Genomic DNA, 22,500 nt, shown 5'->3' with positions numbered 1-22,500 from the left:
TTCCTTTATTGTCCCATTAAATAACCTTATTTAAAAAAAGAAACTCTTTTTACTAAGTTAAACAGCCAAATTTTTCATTATGTAATTTTTCAAATACAAATATGCTTTTATAAAATGGTGCACTATATTCTTCTCCGTCCTCTATCGACCAGCAGATAGAAAGTACAGAGTGTGCGAATCCCCATGCAAGTATTCTTCTTTCATTCAGTTTCAATTTATCCACCAAAACGGCGATTCTCTTGTATAGAATCGATTCAATATTATCCTCCGGAAGATTGTTTAGAAGAAATTGAATCGTATCGTATTCCCGTTCTCCCACCAAACCTTTAGGGTCGATAGCCACCCATGAGGATTTCTCCTTTAAAATATTGTAATGGTGCAGATCTCCATGCAGGATGTATCTTTCTTGTTTTTCATCCAGCAAGCATCGGAAGGTATTAATAGCTTTTTGAAGAAGATTTTGTGTGATAGGATCTTTACCTGTTGGATGTGCGCTGAAAAATTTCATGAGGCTTTGCTCTCTTTCTTGGATTTGAGGCAAACTAGAATCCGGTGTTTCCGGTACCCACAACGATTCCATAATACTGGTTGCAACCTCGGTTGCTTCTATATCATCCTCAAGTGTTGCCAGCGTATCGCCAGGAATCAGATGATCCAATATCAATATTCCTTTTTCGACTTCAGTGTCTATAATCTTGACCATTCTCTCTCCAGCAAAATATCTTAACGCTGCCACTTCCGAATAGAACTCCTTGGTCGGCACTGAGAGTTTCAGGACAACTTTGCCTCCATCCTTTGTCTCTGCAGGGGCAACAAAATTATAGGAAAGTTCAAAGGGAGGGAGAACCTTCAGATTCCACTTTTCCTCGCAGTACGTTATCAGCGAGTCAAAATTTTGCAGCCAGGCCTCTCCCTCTTCTTTATGTATGTTTCTGATTGTTTGAATATAATCTGACGGGAGCTTTATCATAGTGCCCTCCTCCTAATGAAACGAAGCTCTCCCAAAAGGAAGAGCCCCGTCTGCTTTTTACTTTTTTTTACTTAGTGCCTTCCAAGTACTCCACAAACCAGTTCTTAATGTGATCCAGTCTGTGAATGCGGAGTGCTGGGTCTCCGCTTCTGGACAACTCGTGATTTGCACCTGGGAAACGAACAAGCTTAGTCGTCTTTCCTTGTTGTTTTAAGGCAATGAAAAGTTGCTCTGCTTGCTCCACCGGACAACGGTAATCTCTTTCACCGTGCAGGATTAGCAGTGGCGTATTGACATTGCTCACGTATTTGATTGGAGAATGGTCCCAAAGCTTATCGACTTTTTCTCCCATATCCCCTTTCACTTCCCATTCAGAGAAGTAGTAACCAATGTCACTGACACCATAAAAGCTCAGCCAGTTTGAAATGGAGCGTTGTGTGACAGCTGCTTTGAAACGATCAGTGTGACTGACCACCCAGTTTGTCATGAAACCTCCATAACTTCCTCCGGTTATGCCAAGATTCTTTTCATCGATAAAGTCGAATGTTTCGAGCGCGTAATCCATCGCAGCCATGACATCAAGATAATCCTTGCCACCGTAATCACCGCGCACTGCATCAACAAATTCTTGACCATAACCGTGACTTCCTCGGGGATTAGTGAATAGCACAACAAATCCTTGTGCCGTCAATGTTTGGAACTCATGGAAATACGTATTGGCATACATGGCATGAGGACCGCCATGTACCTCCAAGATTGTCGGATATTTCTTTCCTTCTTCAAATCCTGCAGGTTTCATGATCCAGCCATGCAAATCCCAACCATCCGGTGCTTTATAGCGGATAGGTTCTGCCACACTCAACTCTACTTCATTTTTCCAAGCTTCATTAACTTTAGTCAATTGTGTTCGTGTCTGAGAACGGAAATTAAGGTGGTAAAGTTCCCCTGGATCTGTAGAGTTGCTTACCCCTACAATTGCTTCATGGGTATCTGTAAGCATACTTACTGCATATACGTGCTCATCGGGTAGATGAATTGGATACATGGAACCGTCCAAAGAACCAAAGTAGATTCCTGTAGCACCTTGGTCACTCATTAAGAAATAGAAACCCTCACTCTCTTCTGTCCACATAAGTCCAGGATTTACGTTACCGGAATGGAAATCCCCAATAGCAACATCCCCAACCTCTACATCAAGGTTCTCTGTTAGGCAATGGGTTTCACCTGTTGCAATCTGGGTCACCCATACACGAGTCAATGTCGCACTATGAAACTCTTTTTCATGTCCTAGAAAGCCCAGATACTGACCGTCTGGTGAAAAGGAGATGGTGGAAAAGAAGCCGTTGCTATGTGTAAGCTTTTTCTTTTCTTTTGACTGAACATCCATTACATAAACATCAGAAACCAAAGAAACATCTGGATTTTCTTCAAGATTTGCTACAAAAGCAATTTTTGTTCCATCAGGCGACCATGCAGCGCTTCCATAATCCCTGTCTCCTTCTGTGAGGAGACTTACTTCCTTTGTTTTCAAATCCAATAGTGCAAGATGATCGTTTTTGTTGTCTAAAAATCCCTTAGCATCGGACTTGTAGCGCATTTTTTCTACTACAAGAGGCTCAGGTTTTTTCTTTTCCTCACTTTTAGAGCTTGTAGAATGCAAATCATCCGCACTCTCTACAGAAGTACTAAACAATATTTTCGTTCCGCATGGCGACCAGACTGGCCCTCTTGCACCATTTTTACAGAAGGTTACCTGCTCTGCTTCTCCACCGTTTACCGGCATAACATATAGTTGGCTTTTCTCGTTTCGGTTGGAGACAAAAACAAGCTTGCTTCCATCCGGAGACCATCTTGGGCTTGTTGCTCTCCCTTTTCCAGATGTGAATGGTATCGCGTTCCCCTCTAAATCCCCTACGTAAATGGTAGAGCGATATTCATTTTCTTCCTCATGTACTGTAGTCTGCACAAACGCATATTTACGGGAATGTTTATCCCATTGCGGATCGGTGATAGATGTTAGACGAAACAGATCTGTTGACTCTATTTTTCTCTTTGTCATTGAAATCTCTCCCTTATGTAAAATTCTTTATTCTACTTATTTCGACAAATGAAATAATTCCCCTTTAAGAAACTTAAAAAAACTTTATTTTTCTGTTTTAAAAAGTTACTTGCATATTTTTAAGACTTTGGTATAAAATAAATACGAACAAACGTTCTGATTATTTAGGAGGAAGATGAAATGACAAGATTATCAAAAGAGCAAATAAACCTGTTTGAACAGGCGATATATCTTCCTTTATTACTGATTGTACTAGAAAGAGATACAAGCATTATTAAAGACAGCGGAATAAAATTAAAAGAACCTTATCTCACTCTTATTGATCAGGTCATGCGCAAAATTCAGCTGCAACTTAAGCAAATAAAAGCAGACATGAAGCAGCAACAAATGAAGCTCCACAAATTAAAACAGGATGAATCGTTTACGATGTATGCTTTTCTTTTTAATGGATATGAAGAACACCATAATTACTTCAACCCGCGAATCAGGAATAAGGTTAATGAACTTTTAATGCATTATATTTTGAAAATGGAAGGGTCTTCGACTAGTGAAAAATAGGTATAGTCGGCCTTAGTTTAGAATTTCGCAAAGAAACATGAAGCTTGTTTTCTTCATTGATGGCAGCATAAAAAACATCTTGGATATTAACGATATCCTTTTTCAACAACTCTTCTTTTAACCATGCTTCATCAAATCCCAACAGGTTCAGAGTTTTTCGCTGTATTCTCCCATCCATAATTACGCTATATTCTATAGAAGTCTTAGGACGTACAGTGGCCACATCTTCCACTTTAACCGCTTCTTTTGCAGGTTTTAATTTCACCGAAAGCTCGCCATTCGCTTCAATTAATGCAAAGTGGACATCCTCGATACGGAAGACATCCTTTTCCCTTAACATCTGCAGGATGTTATCAATGGAGTAATGTATTTTGTACATATTTTCAATATGGAATTGTCCGTCATAAATAACAAGCGTCGGTTCAAAGGACAACAACTTCCCAATATGATGATTTTTTATTTTCCACCAGGCAATAAACTTTTGCAAGAGAGCAATGGCAATGATTGCCCCTACAGTCGGCATGTGATGAACACTTGGATCGGCTATGTCGGCCCCCACGACGGAACCTAGTGTTAAAATAACTAGAAAATCAAAGACCGGAAGCTCTCCAATCGACCGTTTTCCCATGAAGAGCGTAACTATTAGCATTAATGGCAGGATGGTTACAATACGGAAAAGTACTTTTGCTAAGTCCGTGAAAAGCTCCATGTTAGACATACCTCCTCTGTCCTTTTCCTTAGGGTTATTCAAAAAGGATGGGATATGCAATTTTCTCCCAAAAAAATACACCTCTCATGTTGAAAGGTGCATTATGTCATTTAGCTCTGCAAGTCCTTACTGTTTCTCAATCTGTACATGATCCCTGGTGTAGCAACAAGACTTCGATTGGAATTACTTCTTTTCCTATTGACTCGTTGTTGGAGCTTCGCCCTAAAGAGGGACGTACGGTGGATTTGTGCCTCATAAGAAGTTTTCGAGATGGGAAATTCCACGATGGTGTTGTTCGGGAACATCACTTTTGTGTTAGCGGTTGGGGTCTTGTTATATTCATACGCATAATGTAGTGAAATCCAGATGCAGCTATCATTTGTAGGTGATGCAGTGGGGAAAAAGAAAATGTCATTCATCGGATCAATGACGATTGGGGGTTTGTGAGTATAGCCGGAGATGCCCTTGGTACCTTGTTTTCTTCCTTCAAAACTAGATCCGTAAAAGTTGCAGCTGTCTTCAATGATTTTGATTGGCGGCAATGAAACATAAATTTCTCCTTCTTCTTCCAGTACTTTTGAATAAAGATTTCCCTCCATTTCAACAGGAATGATTGCCATAGTAAAGCCATTAATCTCATAATCACTCGACAATTCGACATTATTCTTCATTATGTTCACCCTTTCCATATGTGTTCTCTGTCATCTCGTGACAATCGAACCACTATTTTGACTATTTATGTATATTTTCCCAGAAAACCCAAGCTGTGTAAAGGTTTTTAAAATATTTTAAATATTTTAAAAATTTGTTGATTTTTATAGCGTTCCTCAATATACTATTAAAAAGGCTCGAGGTGAGGAACTCATGAAGAATGAGAAGTCTTATACGGAATTGATGAAAGCGAAAAAGATGAACAAGAAAGTGTCCGTTGAAGCCTATATGATGAATGTGTATGTCCAGATGATCATTGATGAGTCTTTATTCCACTACCACAAAAACCTTCTGCAAGAGAAAATTGACAGTGCCTTGGATGCCAATGACCCTTCTCAGTTCCACTTACTTTCCGCCAGATATAAAAAATTCCTGAACGATTGGGGCGTTTCTGCTTAGAGAGTTAAAACGCTGAAAAAGAGAAGAGCACAGTTGGCTCTTCTCTTCTCCTTGTTAATGTTGGATTTATTTTTTCGCTTGATAAAATTGCGCTTCTTCTGTTGAGCCGCTCAGTGCAGTGGTAGAGGATGTTCCACCGGAAACAAGCTTCGCCACTTCATCAAAATACCCTGTTCCTACTTCGCGTTGATGACGGGTTGCCGTATAGCCATATTGCTCACTTTCGAACTCGGCTTGTTGCAACTTGGAATATGCTCCCATCCCACGGTCACGATATCCTCTTGCAAGCTCGAACATGCCATGATTCAAGGCATGGAATCCTGCTAAAGTTACAAATTGGAATTTATAGCCGAACTGGGCGATCTGCTGCTGGAATGTTTCAATGGTGGCATCATCCAATTTTGCTTTCCAGTTGAAAGATGGCGAACAGTTATAAGCCAACAGTTTACCAGGGAACTTTTCGTGAATCGCTTCCGCAAAAGCTCTTGCCTGTTCTAGGTTAGGTTCGGACGTTTCACACCAGATCAAATCCGCATATGGTGCATAAGCAAGGCCACGGGCTATCGCTTGGTCAATGCCGGCCTTTGTTCGATAGAATCCCTCAGCTGTTCTCTCACCAGTCAAGAAAGCATGATCGTTCTCATCAATATCACTTGTAATAAGATCTGCCGCATCCGCATCCGTTCTGGCAATCAAGACCGTCGGAGCACCCATAACATCTGCAGCAAGACGTGCTGAGATCAAGTTTTTCACAGCCGTTTGGGTTGGCAATAATACTTTCCCACCAAGATGGCCACACTTTTTCTCTGAAGACAATTGATCTTCAAAGTGAACACCAGATGCACCGGACTCAATCATGCCTTTCATCAACTCAAATACATTTAACTGACCACCAAATCCTGCTTCTGCGTCCGCAACGATCGGTGCAAAGTAATCCACTTCTTCGCTTCCTTCTAAGTATTGAATCTGATCTGCACGTTGCAGAGCTTGATTGATTCGTTTAACTACATGCGGCACACTGTTTGCCGGATAGAGACTTTGATCGGGATACATATGACCCGATAGGTTGGCATCTGCCGCTACTTGCCAGCCGCTTAAGTAAATAGCTTTTAATCCCGCTTTTACTTGCTGGATAGCCTGATTTCCTGTTAAAGCTCCAAGTGCATGAACATAGTCCTGCGTATGAAGAAGATCCCAAAGTTTTTGTGCTCCTCTTTTTGCCAATGTGTGTTCAATATCAATGGAACCTCTAAGACGCAACACTTCCTCTGCAGAATAGGGTCTTTCAATGCCATTCCATCGTTGTTCCAATTCCCAGCTTTCTTCTAACTGTGCAATTCTTTCTTCTCTTCTCATTATTAATTCCTCCCTAAGGTTAGTTATCTATTAATCTTCCAATAAATTGTAAGCTGGAAGTGTTAAAAACTCAGCAAAGTTATCATCTTTGATTAGGTTTTCAAAAAGAGTGGCAGCTTGATCCAGCTTCCCTTTTGAAAAGCGGTCAGGACCTACTTTTTCTATGATGGCCTGTTTTTCTTCCTGAACCAGTTGTTTGACCAACGCAAGTGTAATTTGTGTACCATCCTCTAATTTGGCTTCTGGATGTCTAACCCATTGCCATACTTGGGATCTGGATATTTCTGCTGTAGCTGCATCTTCCATCAGGTGAAAGATTGGTACCGCGCCACTTCCATCCAACCATGCGGCAATATACTCCATCCCAACATGAATATTTTTCCGCAAACCATCTTCTGTTATCGTACCTTCAGGAATCTGGACAAGCTCACTAGGATCAGCTATGACATCTTCTCTTTTTATGTGCAATTGATTCTGACCTTCCATATGTTCATTGAAGACTTCCAATGCCACCGGAACCAATGACGGGTGTGCCACCCACGTTCCATCATGTCCATCTTTCACTTCTCGGAGTTTATCTTCCCTTACTTTTGCAAATGCTTGTGTGTTAGCTTCTTCATCATTCTTTACTGGTATCTGTGCTGCCATACCGCCAATTGCAAAGGCACCACGTTTATGGCAGGTCTGTATGACTAATTGGGTATAGGCTCTCATGAATGGGACTGCCATCGTTACTTGGCTTCTATCCGGCAAAAGGAAGGATGGATCATTTCTGAACTTCTTGATAAAGCTGAAAATGTAATCCCATCGCCCACAGTTAAGACCTGCAGCATGCTCTTTCAGTTCGTACAGTATCTCATCCATTTCAAATGCTGCCGTGATGGTTTCAATTAATACCGTTGCTTTAATCGTCCCTTGTTCGATGCCCAATTTTTTCTGGGCAAATACAAACACATCATTCCATAGTCTTGCCTCCTGGTGACTTTCAAGCTTTGGAAGATAAAAATATGGAGCGCTTCCATTTTCCTGAAGGACCTTGGCGTTATGGAAGAAATACAACCCAAAGTCGAAAAGGCTTCCTGAAACTGATTCGTTGTTGACTTGAATATGTTTTTCTTCTAGATGCCAGCCTCTTGGCCTGACAAGAAGGGTGGCGATTTCTTTGTTCAGTTTGTACTCTTTGCCGTTTGAAGCCGTGAAGTCAATTTTGCGTTGGTTTGCATCGCGTAAATTGATTTGTCCTTCTATCATGTTGCTCCAAGTTGGCGAGGAGGCATCCTCAAAGTCCGCCATAAACACCTTTGCTCCGGAGTTAAGTGCATGAATAATCATCTTGCGGTCAACCGGCCCCGTTATTTCCACCCTTCTGTCTTGAAGGTCTTGCGGAATTTCATTCACTTTCCAATCACTTGTTCGAATAGCTTTTGTGCTATCAAGGAAGTTTAATTGTTCTCCTCGATCAATCCTTGCTTGCCTCTCTTTTCTTTCTGCTAATAATTCTTTTCTGCGTTTATTGAAGTTGTGATGGAGCTTCTCGATGAAAGATAATGCTTCCTGTGTTAGTACAGTTTCATAGCCATTGTTCATTTGACCTGTAACGCTGATTCCTGTTGTACCAGTATTCACGATATACTTGCTCCTTTCTTGTTATGAAACAGTTAGTATATTTGTATTGTATTATATAACAGAATGTTCATAATTTAAAAGACTTTTTTGAAAATTTATTCACAAATATTTTTCGACACGGTAAAAAAGCGCAAAAAAAAAGCAAGCAACGCACACTTGCATGCTGCTCACTCTTCTTTTACATACCGCTCTAAATAGGCGATTCTGTCCACCATTGAAGGATGGGTATATCGAAAAAACTTCACTAAGGCAGGAGGGTTCACTTCACTTAAACTAGATCTCGTAATTTCTTGAAATGCTTCAATAGCGGGTTCTGCATTTCCGGTTAGTTCTATGGCATACACATCTGCCCTGTGTTCCTGATATCGAGATACTGCATTTGTTACAGGACTTGCAAGAAAAAGCAACAAAGATACCAGCAACAATAATAGCGGTAGTGAGGCAAGTTGGTTTAAGCTATTGATTTTCCACCTCTGACCGAATCTGTTTAGAAGCCTGCCTGCTGACAAATGGATCAAGTAAAAAGCAAAGAAAGAAAACACAATGTATCCTGTAATGCCAATTACGATATGATTCATGTCATAATGACCCATTTCATGTGCCATGATAAACAGAATCTCCTCTTCTTTAAGTCGATTCAGGAGTGTATCCCATAGCACAATACGCGAGTTTCCGCCGACTCCAGTAACATACGCATTGATGCTATTGGTTTTCTCCGCCATGTTTACTTCATAGACTCGGTCGGCAGGAATATCCGCTTCAGAAGCCAAATCCAGGATCTTTTCTTCTAACTCCTTATCTTGCAGCTCGGTAAAATCATTGTATAAAGGATCTATGACAACCGGTTGGATATACATCATGAAAAATACAAGTGGTATGAAACATGACCAGGCAATCGCCCACCACCATTTAGAAAATTTACGGATAAGCACATAGAGAAGAAGAACCACTATCCACATAATAAGAATTCCTTCCCAAAATCCTACAACCTGGTCACGCATCCAGCCGGAATAAGACTGAACTGTAATGCCATAATCTTTTGAGAGAAAATAACGTAAATAGCTCAGTGGATAATGAATAACCGTGCTAAAAAAAGTCAGCCAAAAAAGATAGATTCCTGTCTGAAGCGTTTTATATTTTGTGACTTTCTCCGCCCATCCTTGAATGGCCCTTGCGCCACCTAAAACAAGAAGAAGGAAATAAAAAATCCATTCCACTGGAAGCGTCAGAAAATAGATGGTATTTCGTATTTTAGAATACTCTTCTGTAATCATCAGTTCCTTGTTACTTAGAAAAGTGGCTGGATCCGCTTTTGTTCCTGCAAGTTCAGCCGGAAGGGAGGTATCTGCTCCCACCCATATGTAAAATGTCACTGCTAAAGCATAGAGAATGTAGCCGACCAACGTTAGAGAAACCGTTTTTTTCACATTTCCGCACCTCCTCGTCCTAAACACCCTGTTATATTCTATGCCGCAATATAAAAAATAAGCAGGCTATAGGAAAGAAAAGCCTACTCATTTCATTATTAGCCAACCAGCCAGGAATACACACTCAAAGCTGCAATGGAGCTGACTACAACCAAAATGACGTTTGCACCGAAATAAGCGACAATAAATGCTACTGTTGCGCCAATCACGCCATACATAATATCTTCATTGATCAGGAAGATGCCAGGAACAATAAGGGCCCCTAGTGTTGCATAGGGAACATTCTTCAATACTGCCTGTATGAATGGCGGCAGCTCCTTGCCCTGAAACATGACAAACGGTATCAGTCTTGGAAGATAGGTGACTAAAGCCATGCCGACGATCATAATGAGGATGGTACTATTCATCTGCATTTTCCTCCTTTGACCATTTTGCATATAAAATTTCTATCCCAACAGCACTCGTAATGGTCGCAAGGACGATGGACCATCCAGCAGCAATACCAATCACCAAAGAAAATACAGAATTAAGAATAGCCGCAGCGCCTGCAAGCATCACCACTTTACGGTGCTTTTTTAAGGAAGGCATCAACAAGCCGACAAACATGGCATAAAGGGCAACCGCCATGCTTTCCTGAAGGGATGAAGGTAAACTGCTCCCGATGACATGCCCGATTCCTGAGCTTACCACCCAGCTGGAATAGGCGATTAAGATTACTCCGAACATGTACCCTGTCTTTATGGTTCCCTCTTTGGTAGCGGTGACAGAAAAGGTTTCATCTGTAATACCAAAAGAAAAGAGTGATTTTTTCCAGAGGCTCTTCTCTTCCACCTTCTCATTGAGGGAAGCGCTCATCAGGAAATGACGGATGTTTAAAATAAATGTGGTCATGACAATTTCAAATACTCCAGACCCCAACACAATCATATTCAAAGACATATATTGTGCCGCTCCTGCGAAAACGAGCAAGCTCATCAGGACCGTTTCCGTAACTGTTAAACCAGCGGATTTTGCCAATAGTCCGAACGTAATGGCAATAGGTATGTATCCGATTGCGATGCTGACACCAGCCTGCAACCCGTTTCGAAAAGAAGAGGTTTTTCTAGCTGCGATGGTCGTTGCCACTGTGCATTTCTCCTATACTAGTAAATTGAATTATTTATAAATATACTAGTAGTTTACTGGATATGTAAAGAGTATTTCGCAATACGAGATAATTTTTTGCTTGTTGTGAAGAAGCAATGATATTTCATTGTCACTAAGGTCTTCATGTTGGCGGTGAGGACTCCTCTTCTTCTTTTCACTCGTCACTAAGGTCTTCATAACGACCATGAGGACCTCTCTTCTTCTTTTCACTCGTCACTGAGGTCTTCATAACGACCATGAGGACCTCTCTTCTTCTTTTCACTCGTCACTGAGGTCTTCATAACGACCATGAGGACCTCTCTTCTTCTTTTCACTCGTCACTGAGGTCTTCATAACGACCATGAGGACCTCTCTTCTTCTTTTCACTCGTCACTGAGGTCTTCATAACGACCATGAGGACCTCTCTTCTTCTTTTCACTCGTCATTAAGGTCTTCATAACGTTAAAAAACTCCCCCTTCCTAAAGAAGAGAGAGTCCACAAAAATTTATTTCCCCTTAAACTCCGGCGCGCGTTTTTCCCCAAACGCAACAAGCGCCTCCACGCGATCCTCTGTCGGGATGATCACTTCATATGCTTTACGCTCGATTTGCAAGCCTGTCTGGATGTCCACTCCCATCCCTTGTCGGATGGAAAATTTAGCCTGCTGTACCGCAATCGGGCCATTCTTCAACATTTCCTGCGCAAGCTCCATGGCTCCATCAAGAGCATGTGAGGCTTCATCTACTAATCTTGTAATCAAACCAAAACTGTAAGCCTCTTCCCCGGAAAAGCGGCGAGCAGTCAGAATCAGCTCCATCGCCTTTGCTTCACCGATAATACGTGGCAGACGCTGCGTGCCACCGGCTCCTGGAATGATTGCCAAACTTGTTTCTGTCAGTCCCATTTTCACATCTTTGCCTGTCACACGGAAATCACAAGCAAGAAGAAGCTCCATCCCGCCTCCAAATGCATATCCATTTATTGCTGCGATTGTCGGCTGCGGCAGGTCGGCAATGCGGTTGAACACATCCCCGATCTTGTACACATTACGTCTTACTTGCTGCTCGGTAAGGCCTCTTCTTTCCTTGAGGTCCGCTCCAACACTAAATGCTTTCTCCCCTGCCGCTGTAATCACTACCACACGGACGTCGGCATTAGTGCGAAGCTCCTCCGCTACATTTCCCAATTCTACTAACATATCATAATTAAACGCATTCATCGCATCTGGGCGGTTAAGCGTTACGGTTGCTACATGATCTTTTACCTCTACTGCAATATAACTCATATCTGTCCTACTCCCTCCAAGATTGTTAGCGGTTACAAATTTCGCTATTTTATACATTCTCTACAGAGAGCAAAAATCCTTTATACGCCTAGTTTTTCTTTTAATGCTCTTCTTAAAATTTTCCCTGTAGTATTCTTAGGAAGCTCTTCTAAAAATTCAATAGATGTTGGAACCTTATATTTTGCTAGACGCTCCGCACAATAACCAAGCAGCTCTGATTCATTTATCGGAGCATTCGTTACGACAAAACATTTTATCGCTTCACCGAACTGAGGGTCAGGCACCCCGACAACTGCCACTTCCACTACATTTTCATGACTGTAAAGAACCTCTTCTACTTCACGAGGATAAACATTGTAGCCTCCAACAATGATCATGTCTTTTTTGCGGTCAACGATATAGAAGTAACCGTCTTCATCCATTTTTGCTAGATCGCCTGTATAAAGCCATCCATCACGTATTGCAACGGACGTTTCCTCTGGCATTTTATAATATCCTGACATGACATTCGGTCCTCGGACTACAAGTTCCCCAACTTCTCCAGGTGCCACTTCTTCTCCAAGTTCATTCACGACTTTATTTTCCACATTTACAATCGTCGTCCCGATAGAACCAGCTTTTCGAGGCTTATCTAACGGATTGAAACATGTAACAGGAGATGCCTCTGATAACCCGTAGCCTTCTGAGATAATGACATTGTATTTCATTTCGAAATTCTTCAATAGAGCTACAGGCATAGAAGCTCCGCCAGAAATGCAAAGTCTTAATGATTTCAAATCTTCTACATCCCCTGGAGATTGCAAAAGGAAATTGTACATGGTCGGAACACCTGCGAAAACTGTTGCCTCATGTTCTTTTACCACATCAAAAATCACCTGCGGACTGAACCTTGGAACAATGATGACTGTCGCACCGTTCATCAATGGTGCATTCAATGCTACTGTTAAACAGAATACATGGAACATAGGCAGAGTTGCCACAACCTTATCCGTTTCGTTCATCTTCAAAAAGTCCGCAGAATCCTTGGCATTGCGATACAAGTTCTTATGTGTCAGCATTGCCCCTTTCGGCTTGCCTGTAGTCCCAGATGTATAAAGGATTACGGCCACATCGTCATCCTTCAGTTCCGGACCTTCATATGTAAAGCTTCCAGAAGCCATTACGGATGTAAACGATTTCAATTTCGGATAAACAGAAAGTTGTTCAAGTGGAAAATCTTTCGCTTTTTCTTTTCCGTCAGGTGTTTCACAAATAATGTAATGCTCCGTTAAAGGCAGGTGACCATGAAGCTTTTCGAACAGTGGAACAAGAAGGTCTAAGGTGATGATGGCTTTCACATCGCCATCTCTAAGGATGTAAGAAAGTTCGTCTGGAGTATAGATTGGATTGATAGGAATAACAGTGGCCCCGATTCGTGCCGCACCATAAAGTCCAAGGACAAAGTATGGCGAGTTTCCGACAACAAGCCCGACATGATCTCCCTGTGAGATCCCCATCTTTTCAAGCCCTGTAGCAAATGCGTTTATTGCAGCGTTCAATTCTGCGTAAGTTTTTGAATCCCCTTCAAAAATATACGCTTCTTTCATTGGATTTGTTTTCGCTGTTAGTGCCAATTGCGATGAAATATTCAAGTGTTTCATCTCCCCTTCGAATAAATTGAATGAATGACCATTCATAAATCTCCCATTATCCATTATAGTAGATTGCTAGATATCTGTCATTAAATTATGTCGATAAAATTAAAATTTTCAGATAAAATATTTTAATATAAAAAAAGAGCAAGGAATCCCCGCTCCATGCTCTTAAAATTAATATATTAGATCAATCAATTCATCTCTGGTAATATTTCCAAAATAATGTTTTACATCTAATCCCTCTAAAGCCTGTGAAATTTCTGCCTTCTCGTACTTCACGCCTGATAAAAGGTCTTCCACTTCTGACACATCTCCAACACCAAAGAAATCTCCATAAATCTTGCAGTTTTCTATTTTTCCTTTTGTCACATCGAGGCGCACATCAATCTGACCCACTGGAAAGCGGTGGGAATGCTGAAGGTTGAATTTCGGTGACTTTCCGTAATTCCAATCCCAGTTTTGATAACGTTCCTTGGAGAGCTCGTGAATGTTCTTCCAATCTTTCTCTGTTAGTTCGTACTTAGGGATATCCTTGGACTTAAAAATAGCCTCCAATAATAACTGACGGAACTGTTCAATCGTAATCTCTTCTTTTAAGAATTCTTTAATATTTGCCACACGGCTGCGAATCGATTTAATCCCTTTGGATTCTATTTTATCCTTCTTCACATTCAACGCGGAAACGACATGCTCAATCTCAGAATCAAACAACAAAGTACCGTGACTGAACATACGGCCTCTTGTAGAGAACTGCGCGTTTCCGGAAATTTTGCGTCCTTCTGCAAGAATATCATTGCGCCCGCTCATTTCCGCCTCCACTCCAAGGCTTTTCAATGCTTCCACAACAGGTGCCGTGAACTTTTTGAAATTATGAAAGCTCTCTCCGTCATCTTTTGTGATAAAACTGAAGTTCAGGTTTCCATGATCATGATAGACCGCTCCACCACCAGATAATCTACGAACAACATGTATTCCATTGTCCTCGACATACTTTGTATTGATTTCTTCTACACTGTTCTGATTCTTCCCGATGATGATGGAAGGCTCATTGATGTAAAAAAGCAAATAGGTATCTTCAATATCGAGATTTTTAAGGGCATATTCTTCTATTGCCAAGTTGATTCTTGGATCCGTAATTCCGTTATTATCTATAAAAAGCATCATTTCTTTCCACTCTCCCAACTAAATCCTTTATGTGCTAAATCGATTTTTCCTTTATAAATGCTTGCTGCCTCTTCGACCAACTGCTCCACCTCTCCAAAATGCGGTAGATGTGTGAGCAATAGTTGTGGAACTTCTGCACCTAGAGCAACCTTTGCCGCATCATGGCTGTTCATATGTCCTGCAGCCTTGCCATCTTGGTGCGCGTACAGATTACACTCACAAATCAATAAGTCTGTCCCTTTGGTAAAAGGGATGAATGACTCCTGATAACTTGTATCTGCCGTGTACACAAACGAACCTTCATCTGTGGATACTTTCATGGCATAACACGGTACAGGGTGTGTTGTTTTCAGAAATTCTATTTTAAATGGTCCAACCTCTAACGGTTGTGAAGGATCATATGCAATTCCTTTTGTATATTCTTTATGATCTAGTGTGGAATACCCCTGCATATCCTCCTGATGTCCGTAGATAGGAAGCTGCGTCACTGATTTGCCCATGTAAAAGGAAATCAATCTCGCAAATTGTAATGGACCTATGTCTGCAACATGATCGTGATGGTAATGTGACAAAATCACTGCATCAAGCTCTGTTACCTCTATGTAATTCTGAAGCTGTGCTAATACACCACTTCCGCAATCAATCAATAATTTAAAATTTTCATGCTCGACCAAATACCCAGATGTCGCACTATTAACAGCTGGATATCCTCCCCAAAACCCTACCACAGTAAGCTTCATGGCTATACATCACCCTTCTTTTGGATTCCAAAATCAAGTCTACCATATCCCTGCCCATTTTCCTATTTCGAGAAGTTGTTTTAAAACAGATGTTGACAGGACAAGTTCTGTTATAATACAATAACAACAAATAAGAAAACGGAGGGTGATAACATGTTGATTAAAAGTACAGAATTTTTCAAAACCTTACCACCTAAAAAATGCGTTGAATGCAAAAAAACAATGGATGAACAGCACGAGTGCTACGGCAACCATTGCGATGAGTGTATGTCCAGTCAGTTAAAATAATATAAAATAGTAACCAGGGAATTTGCTAGATTCATAGCAGGTTCCCTGGTTTATTGTTTTACACCGCTGTTCCTTTCCGCAAATGACTGCGCTTTCCGCGGGACGGTGCTTGAGCCTCCTCACTTCTTTGCGGGGTCTCAAGCTACCGTTACTCCCCCGCTGGAGTCTTCGCCATTTGCTCCAATCCACAGCTGAAAAATTGCGTAAATTTTATGTTTATGCTTATTTAGCTAACTCTATTAGATGCTTTTTCATAAACCATTAAATGAATGAAGCCATCTTGTTGATTGGAGTGGAAGGCGCGTAGACGCCCGCGGGAGGAAGGGACAGGGGAGACCCCGCAGGCGCAAGCCGAGGAGGCTCCCGGACCGCCCGCAGGCAAGCGAAGCGCCTGGAACGGAAATCAACCGATGTTATACTTTCTCATAACAAAAAGAGCACTCATCCCCATAAGTGCTCTTCTTTCTATTTTATACGTAAACCCCTTGTTTGACCGTTGATTCCCGAACGATAAGCTCGAGATCATATTCATAAACTTCCTTGTGGCGATAGCGTTTGGAACGCACCTTTTCCATCATGACCTGGAAAGCTTTACGCGCCATTTCATCAATAGGCTGATACACGGTGGTGATGGTCGGTTCCACCAGCTCCGTAATAGCCTGATTGTCAAAGCCCACTACTGCAAGATCTTCTGGTATCTTCCAGCCTGAGCGCTTCGCCTCTGAAATGATGCCTGCTGCCACTTCATCCCCACCTGTAAAGATAGCACTTGGTTTTTCCTTCAGCTCCAAAATTTCCTGAAACACCCTTCTCCCATCCTCGATGGTAAAGGCATCACGAAAGGAGAACTCTTCACGAAAATCCACATTGAATTCCGCAAGCGCTTTTTTAAAGCCTGCCTCCCTGCTTTTGGCGACATTGCTTTTATATCCCCCAGTACAATAGGCAATCTTGCGGTGACCAAGTTCCAACAAATGCCTGGTGGATATGTAACCGCCATATGTCTGGTCAAGCCTGACAGACGGTACATCTGCTTCTTCTTCAAACTCATTGCACAAAACGATCGGTCCATATTCTAAAAACGGTTCTATTATATTCCAGTCATTTTGTATGGAGGAAAGGATAATCCCGTCCACTTGTTTCGTTTTTAACAAGTTCAAATAATCAAGTTCCTTTTTCTTTGAATACTTTGTCTGACAGATGATAAGCTGGTAACCGTTTTCGGCTGCAGCCATTTCCATCCGTTCAATCAGTTCACTGAAAAATGGATTCATCACACGAGGTATCAATAACGCTACCATTTCGGTCTTCTGGCTCCTCAGACTTCTTGCAGATGAATTTGGAACATAACCAAGTTCACTCATTGCATTTGATACAAGTACACGTTTCTTTTCCGATACATACGGGTGGTTATTTATGACACGGGAAACAGTGGTCCTTGATAACCCTGCCAGTTTTGCTACATCTTCTATTGTTGCCACGAGTCTCGCCACCTTAGCTGAAATAATAGGTTAGTAGAATGGTTGAAATCGTTTTCATAACTACTAGTATAAAAGGAAATGTAAGTGTTTTCAATAAAAATTTTACAATTATTTAATATTAAAATAGGAGACCGCATTTTAATGCAGCCTCCTAAGTAGAAAATCTATTAACTTAACGGTGATTCTGCGACTGGGGATTTGTAGTCTTTTTTAAACTTATAAACAAAATATCCCCATGTTCCTGCAAGCAAAACAACCATGAATCCACTTAATATCCACACATTTTCCCACATGTAAGCGAAGTCCCCGCTTGATATAACCGCTTTGAATCCTGACACAGAATAGGTCATTGGCAACAATAGATTGAACGGTTGAAGTGCGTTAGGAATTAGTTCTAACGGGAATGTTCCCGCACTTGTTGTTAATTGCAGTATCAAAATAAGAATGGCAACAAATCGGCCTGGGTCACCTAGTGTGGTTACCAAAAACTGCACTAGTGCAATAAAAGTAAAGGAAGTAAGGATACTGAAAAGAATAAACAATGCCATGCTCTTCACTTCTACACCTAATCCTAAGATCAATACGGCATCTGCTAGCAATGCCTGCAAGATTCCTACGGCTGCAAGTACCGCCACTTTCCCGCTGAACCATGCTGTCCCTGAGCGAGGAATGCCTGCAGGATCGCGCATTGGAAATACGATAGAAAGCAAGAGTGCACCTACAAAAAGACCAAGAGATAAGAAGTAAGGTGCAAAACCTGTTCCATAGTTAGGAACTCCATTCTCCACTTCTGATTTAACTTTCACCGGCTCAGACATCATATCAAAGGTTTTGTCAGTCCCCTTAACATCCCCGGACTTCTCAGAAGCATCTTTCAATTTTCCCTCTAGTTCTTCTGTTCCATCACCGACTTCAGACAGTCCTGTGGTGATTTTATTTGAACCTTCTGCAAGCTCTTTTGTACCTTGTTGAAATTGTTTGGATCCCCCGTCAAGCTGCTCCATACCAGCTAAGAGCTGCCCCGACCCTTCTGCAAGCTTTTTACTGCCCTCATTTGCGTCACCCAATTTTTCACCAAACTGTGTTAGTCCTTGGTTAAATTCAGTTTGGCCCTTAAGAAGTTCTGATGAACCTTCAGAGAGTTGGTTAGATCCATTTGCCAGTTCTGACAAACCAGTTTGAAAGTTTAAATGGCCATCTGCAAGCTTTCTGCTATTTTCCGCTAAGGAAGAAGTGCCTGTATTTAATTCCAAAGCTCCCTGTTCAAGAGCCATCAGTCCTTGAGAAAATTCACCACTGCCATTAATCAACTGTTCAAAAGAAGCATTGATTTCTGCCTGTTGTGCTTCGCTTGCCTGCTCTATCATGGGCTCAAGTGCTTTTTTCAATTGAATCATTCCTTGATTCAATTCTTCTGCTTTTTCTTGTGCTTGTGAAGCCCCATCTTCAAGCTTAACGGTCCCAGCATTTAATTCCGCGGCACCTTCTGCCAAGCTTCCTGCTCCATTCGTGAGTTCCTCTTGAGCATTTTGCAACTGTGACATACCTTCATTGCTTTTTGCTAAACCATCGTTAAGAGTTGCTGCTCCAGTTTGGAGTTGCTCAGATGCTAATGACAATTTTCCTTGACCTTCAAGCAATTGGCCCAAACCATTTGACAGGTCCTCATTTCCCTTATGGATATCTTTTACGGCACCATAGGCCTTTCCAACTCCATCTTGGAATACGATCGATTTTTCTGCAGCCTGTTCCAATCCTTTTTTCAAAGCAACAGAACCATCTTTTAACTCATGCACGCCATTATTTAATTTACTAGTACCGTCTGCGGCATCTTTGTATCCGTCAGCCATCTTTTCCAGATTAGCAAACATCGCTTCTGCATACGTACTTGTCAACTCTTTGGATACTTCCTCTTTAATTTTCTCTACTGCTGTCGAGCCAATTTGAGCTGAAAGAAAATTATAACTCTCATTTGGAACGAACTTCATTTCCAGTGAAGAAGGGTTTTCATCTAATAGCGTGGTGGCACTATTTGAAAAATTATCAGGAATTTCAATGACCATATAGTACTGCTGTTTGTCCAGCCCTTCGTATGCCGCTTCCTTCGAAACAAACTCCCATTTAAAACCATCATTTTTCTTCAAGTTTTCTTGAAGATCTTTCCCTATCGTTAATGGCTCCCCTTCGTACTCAGCACCTTCATCCAAATTGACCACTGCTACCGGAAGTTCATCAAGTTTCTCGTATGGATCCCAAAAAGCCCACAGGAACATTCCGCTATATAACAACGGAATCAATAGTACCGCTATTACAGGTATCAGAATTTTTTTATTTTCAAGTAATTCCTTCCACTCAAATATTACACTTTTCATTCTTTATTACCTCCACATTACATTATGACCATTTTTGTCATTTAGTCATTTTTACTCAAAATAGTAAGGATCATCAAGTTGATAATCCTTTGATAAAATATAATTCAAATAGATTGGCAATTTCCTCTTTGGATAATGGGGTATGATGCTCCTCCCAGTCCACAACAAGCGCCACATAAAGCTTAAGCATTAAAAAGGCTGTTACTTCCGGGTCACACTTTCTTAATTCCCCTTTTTCTATGGCCTTTTCAATTCTTTCTTTGATAAAACTAATAATCATTTGCTCCAAACGGTTAAGTTCTTGGTTGACTATCTTTGTCCCAAGTTCCTTTTCTTCTTGAATCAGTTTGACGGTTAATTGATGTTCATTTCGAAAATCAAGCAAGCTGATAAGCGCTCTGTGAGCATTTTCAAAAAAGGACTGCTCGGGATTAATGGACATGTCAGCCACTTCCTGCATTTCTCTTAGTATACCTGCTACAATTTCACTAAAGAGCTCTTCTTTATTAGAATAAAAGGTATAAATCGTCCCTTTTCCAACGTTTGCTAGCTTGGCAACCTGATCCATCGTCGTAGCTTTATATCCAAACAGAGAGAAAGATTTTAAAGCTGCCTCCAGGATACTTTGTTTACGATCCATTTGATGGCTCCTTTCATCAATATGACTAAATGTCGATATCGGTCAATGAGTTTTATTATAGATGCTCTTTTACAAAAAAGCAACATCTAGGTTTAGTATTTGCATTGTCGCCGCTGTTGCTTTCCGCAAATGACTTCGCTTTCCGCGGGACGGTGCTTGAGCCTCCTCACTTCGTTGCGGGGTCTCAACCAACCGTTACTCCCCCGCTGGAGTCTCCGCCATTTGCTCCAATCCACAGCTGAAAATAGCGTAAAGTTACGTTAATCCTTTTACAGCTAACTCGGTTAGAGGACTTTTCACTAACCCTTAAATGAATGAAGCCATCTTGTTGATTGGAGTGGAAGGCGCGTAGACGCCCGCGGGAGGAAGGGACAGGTGAGACCCCGGAAGGCGAAGCCTGAGGAGGCTCACGGACCGCCCGCAGGCAAGCGAAGCGCCTGGAACGGAAATCAACTGTATTACATACTTTCAAAAAAAAACAGTTCAGTCGCTTTATCCGCGACTGAACCGTTTTTTTATACCTGAGCAACAGGTTTATTTTTTATGCTATTTAACACCGCTTGAACTGCCGCTTCACCAGAATCGATGCAGTCAGGCAGTCCGACCCCTTCAAAAGAACTTCCAGCAAGATATACTCCCGGCATCTCTTCTGATAGACGGTCATTCATCTCTTGTAGCATCTTTTTATGTCCGACAGCATATTGTGGCATTGCTTCTCTCCAACGGGTGACAATCGTAAACTCAGGCTCCGCACCGACCTCCATGATTTTGTTAAGGTCATCCAGTACGACTTTCTTTATTTCCTCATCACTCTGATCAACGATTGCTTCCTCTCCCACTCTACCAACATAACAGCGTAGGATTACTTTCCCTTTTGGTGTTGTATGCGGCCACTTTTTATGGGTCCAAGTACAAGCTGTAATCGTATAATCATTGTTTCTCGACACGACAAATCCAGTACCGTCAATGTCTTGTTTAAGTGCTGATTCATCAAAAGCCATCGCAATGGTCGCAACAGATGTAGAGGACATCTGTTGCAGTGGAGCAAGATAGTCCGCTTCAGGAATCAGGCCAGCTGTAGCATGATGAGGAGTTGAAATGATGACATTATCACAGTGGACGGTTTTCCCATTACTTAAAGATAGAGAATACTGGTCCGCTGTTTTCTTAATAGAGTCAACTTTCACAGCTTTTAAGATGGTTACTTGATCTAGCTTTTCTTCCAGAGCATCTACAAGCGTTTGAAGCCCACCGCGTAATGTCTGGAACATGCCTTTTTTCTTCTGGGCTGGTGCAGGCTTTTGTTTGGGAGTTGTCTGTTTCATCCCGAGTATTAAGCTGCGGTATTTTTCTTCCACTTGCTGAAATTGCGGGAAAGTAGCTTGAAGGCTTAGTTTATCGATGTCACCGGCATAAATGCCGGATAACAACGGTTCAATTAAGTTTTCCACCACTTCATCCCCGAGTCTTCTGCGGAAGAAAGAACCTAGAGACTGGTCTTCACCGCCATTGTTTGAAGCAGGAAGGATAAGGTCCGCTGCTGCACGCATTTTACCGATCGGGGAAAATAATCCCGTCGTAACAAATGGTGACAGTTTTGTAGGAATACCCATTACAGCTCCTTCTGGCATCGGATGCAGTTGTCCTTTTAGCAGGATGTAGGCCTGACCAGTTGAATTATGAACTAATTGATCTTCAAGACCTGCTTCTTTTACCAATCTTCCTGCACTTAGCTTTCTAGCAAGGAAGCTATCTGGACCACGTTCAATGGTGAACCCATCACGTTGGACTGTTTGGATCTTTCCTCCAAGTCGATTGCTTGCTTCAATCAGGGTGATCTCTATATCAAGGTTTTTCTCTTTTTTTTCCTTTTGAAGATAATAGGCGGCAGCTAGGCCAGTAATGCCTCCACCGATGATGACAACCCTTTTTTTCTCCTCGTTCATGGTTTCATC

At 41.6% G+C, this 22,500-nt stretch carries 20 protein-coding genes; 3 read left to right on the top strand and 17 right to left on the bottom strand.

Features of this window, described 5'->3' with window-relative positions; genetic code table 11:
* Nucleotides 1-52: 52 nt before the first annotated feature.
* Nucleotides 53-970, bottom strand: coding sequence for an aminoglycoside phosphotransferase family protein (locus K7887_RS06415; RefSeq protein ID WP_223492711.1), 918 nt, complete (start codon nucleotides 968-970; stop codon nucleotides 53-55).
* A gap of 67 nt (nucleotides 971-1,037) precedes the next feature.
* The gene (locus tag K7887_RS06410) at nucleotides 1,038-3,029 is read right to left on the bottom strand and encodes a S9 family peptidase (RefSeq protein ID WP_223492710.1); all 1,992 of its coding nucleotides are present in this window, start codon (nucleotides 3,027-3,029) and stop codon (nucleotides 1,038-1,040) included.
* Nucleotides 3,030-3,209: 180 nt separating this feature from the next.
* Here K7887_RS06410 and K7887_RS06405 point away from each other — a divergent pair, with 180 nt between their 5' ends.
* On the top strand, nucleotides 3,210-3,587 hold the full coding sequence (locus K7887_RS06405; RefSeq protein WP_223492709.1) for a YhjD family protein: 378 nt from the start codon (nucleotides 3,210-3,212) through the stop codon (nucleotides 3,585-3,587).
* On the opposite strand, the gene K7887_RS06400 is transcribed toward K7887_RS06405, so the two are convergent.
* Both K7887_RS06400 and K7887_RS06395 read right to left on the bottom strand, forming a co-directional pair.
* Entirely contained in the window at nucleotides 3,574-4,296 is a 723-nt protein-coding gene (locus tag K7887_RS06400) for a DUF421 domain-containing protein (protein WP_223492708.1), read from the bottom strand. The genes K7887_RS06405 and K7887_RS06400 overlap by 14 nt on opposite strands.
* Nucleotides 4,297-4,406: 110 nt before the next feature.
* Nucleotides 4,407-4,967 (bottom strand): competence protein ComK, encoded by a 561-nt coding sequence (locus K7887_RS06395; RefSeq protein ID WP_223492707.1) that lies wholly within the window; start codon nucleotides 4,965-4,967, stop codon nucleotides 4,407-4,409.
* A gap of 193 nt (nucleotides 4,968-5,160) precedes the next feature.
* Here K7887_RS06395 and K7887_RS06390 point away from each other — a divergent pair, with 193 nt between their 5' ends.
* Nucleotides 5,161-5,406, top strand: a complete 246-nt coding sequence (locus K7887_RS06390; RefSeq protein WP_223492706.1) for an IDEAL domain-containing protein — start codon at nucleotides 5,161-5,163, stop codon at nucleotides 5,404-5,406.
* 66 nt (nucleotides 5,407-5,472) lie between these two features.
* Here the strand turns inward: K7887_RS06390 and aceA are convergent, their stop codons facing one another.
* The 9 genes from aceA to K7887_RS06345 all read right to left on the bottom strand — a co-directional run bounded on the left by aceA (nucleotide 5,473) and on the right by K7887_RS06345 (nucleotide 15,764).
* A complete protein-coding gene (gene aceA / locus K7887_RS06385) occupies nucleotides 5,473-6,762 on the bottom strand; it encodes an isocitrate lyase (protein WP_223492705.1) in 1,290 nt (429 codons plus the stop codon).
* A gap of 30 nt (nucleotides 6,763-6,792) precedes the next feature.
* Complete coding sequence (gene aceB / locus K7887_RS06380) at nucleotides 6,793-8,388, bottom strand: malate synthase A (RefSeq protein ID WP_399209332.1); 1,596 nt, start codon at nucleotides 8,386-8,388, stop codon at nucleotides 6,793-6,795.
* 167 nt (nucleotides 8,389-8,555) lie between these two features.
* Nucleotides 8,556-9,815 carry a M48 family metallopeptidase gene (locus K7887_RS06375; protein ID WP_223492704.1) on the bottom strand — a complete coding sequence of 420 codons (1,260 nt, stop codon included), beginning with the start codon at nucleotides 9,813-9,815 and terminating at the stop codon, nucleotides 8,556-8,558.
* 98 nt (nucleotides 9,816-9,913) lie between these two features.
* Complete coding sequence (locus K7887_RS06370) at nucleotides 9,914-10,222, bottom strand: AzlD domain-containing protein (protein WP_223492703.1); 309 nt, start codon at nucleotides 10,220-10,222, stop codon at nucleotides 9,914-9,916.
* Nucleotides 10,215-10,940: an AzlC family ABC transporter permease gene (locus K7887_RS06365; protein ID WP_223492702.1), complete on the bottom strand. Its 726-nt coding sequence runs from the start codon at nucleotides 10,938-10,940 to the stop codon at nucleotides 10,215-10,217. The genes K7887_RS06370 and K7887_RS06365 overlap by 8 nt, the downstream gene beginning before the upstream one ends.
* 506 nt (nucleotides 10,941-11,446) lie before the next feature.
* A complete protein-coding gene (locus tag K7887_RS06360) occupies nucleotides 11,447-12,226 on the bottom strand; it encodes an enoyl-CoA hydratase-related protein (protein ID WP_223492701.1) in 780 nt (259 codons plus the stop codon).
* Between the two features lie 80 nt (nucleotides 12,227-12,306).
* Nucleotides 12,307-13,857, bottom strand: coding sequence for a fatty acid--CoA ligase family protein (locus K7887_RS06355; protein WP_223492700.1), 1,551 nt, complete (start codon nucleotides 13,855-13,857; stop codon nucleotides 12,307-12,309).
* Nucleotides 13,858-14,034: 177 nt separating this feature from the next.
* Nucleotides 14,035-15,021, bottom strand: coding sequence for a lipoate--protein ligase (locus K7887_RS06350; RefSeq protein WP_223493593.1), 987 nt, complete (start codon nucleotides 15,019-15,021; stop codon nucleotides 14,035-14,037).
* Entirely contained in the window at nucleotides 15,021-15,764 is a 744-nt protein-coding gene (locus K7887_RS06345; protein ID WP_223492699.1) for an MBL fold metallo-hydrolase, read from the bottom strand. The genes K7887_RS06350 and K7887_RS06345 overlap by 1 nt, the downstream gene beginning before the upstream one ends.
* Nucleotides 15,765-15,917: 153 nt before the next feature.
* Here K7887_RS06345 and yhfH point away from each other — a divergent pair, with 153 nt between their 5' ends.
* The gene (gene yhfH, locus K7887_RS06340) at nucleotides 15,918-16,052 is read left to right on the top strand and encodes a protein YhfH (protein WP_082380846.1); all 135 of its coding nucleotides are present in this window, start codon (nucleotides 15,918-15,920) and stop codon (nucleotides 16,050-16,052) included.
* Between the two features lie 470 nt (nucleotides 16,053-16,522).
* Here yhfH and K7887_RS06335 read toward each other — a convergent pair whose 3' ends face one another.
* The 4 genes from K7887_RS06335 to hemY all read right to left on the bottom strand — a co-directional run bounded on the left by K7887_RS06335 (nucleotide 16,523) and on the right by hemY (nucleotide 22,491).
* The gene (locus tag K7887_RS06335) at nucleotides 16,523-17,533 is read right to left on the bottom strand and encodes a LacI family DNA-binding transcriptional regulator (RefSeq protein WP_223492698.1); all 1,011 of its coding nucleotides are present in this window, start codon (nucleotides 17,531-17,533) and stop codon (nucleotides 16,523-16,525) included.
* A 167-nt stretch (nucleotides 17,534-17,700) separates the two neighbouring features.
* Nucleotides 17,701-19,905, bottom strand: coding sequence for a YhgE/Pip domain-containing protein (locus tag K7887_RS06330; protein WP_223492697.1), 2,205 nt, complete (start codon nucleotides 19,903-19,905; stop codon nucleotides 17,701-17,703).
* A gap of 73 nt (nucleotides 19,906-19,978) precedes the next feature.
* On the bottom strand, nucleotides 19,979-20,545 hold the full coding sequence (locus K7887_RS06325; protein WP_223492696.1) for a TetR/AcrR family transcriptional regulator: 567 nt from the start codon (nucleotides 20,543-20,545) through the stop codon (nucleotides 19,979-19,981).
* A gap of 515 nt (nucleotides 20,546-21,060) precedes the next feature.
* The gene (gene hemY, locus K7887_RS06320; RefSeq protein ID WP_223492695.1) at nucleotides 21,061-22,491 is read right to left on the bottom strand and encodes a protoporphyrinogen oxidase; all 1,431 of its coding nucleotides are present in this window, start codon (nucleotides 22,489-22,491) and stop codon (nucleotides 21,061-21,063) included.
* Between the last annotated feature and the right edge of the window lie 9 nt (nucleotides 22,492-22,500).

Origin of the sequence: Sutcliffiella horikoshii, from assembly GCF_019931755.1 — a bacterium.
GTDB lineage: Bacteria > Bacillota > Bacilli > Bacillales > Bacillaceae_I > Sutcliffiella_A > Sutcliffiella_A horikoshii_E.
The sequence above is the reverse complement of the archived record's forward strand: the minus strand, read 5'-3'. Positions and strand labels throughout refer to the sequence as shown.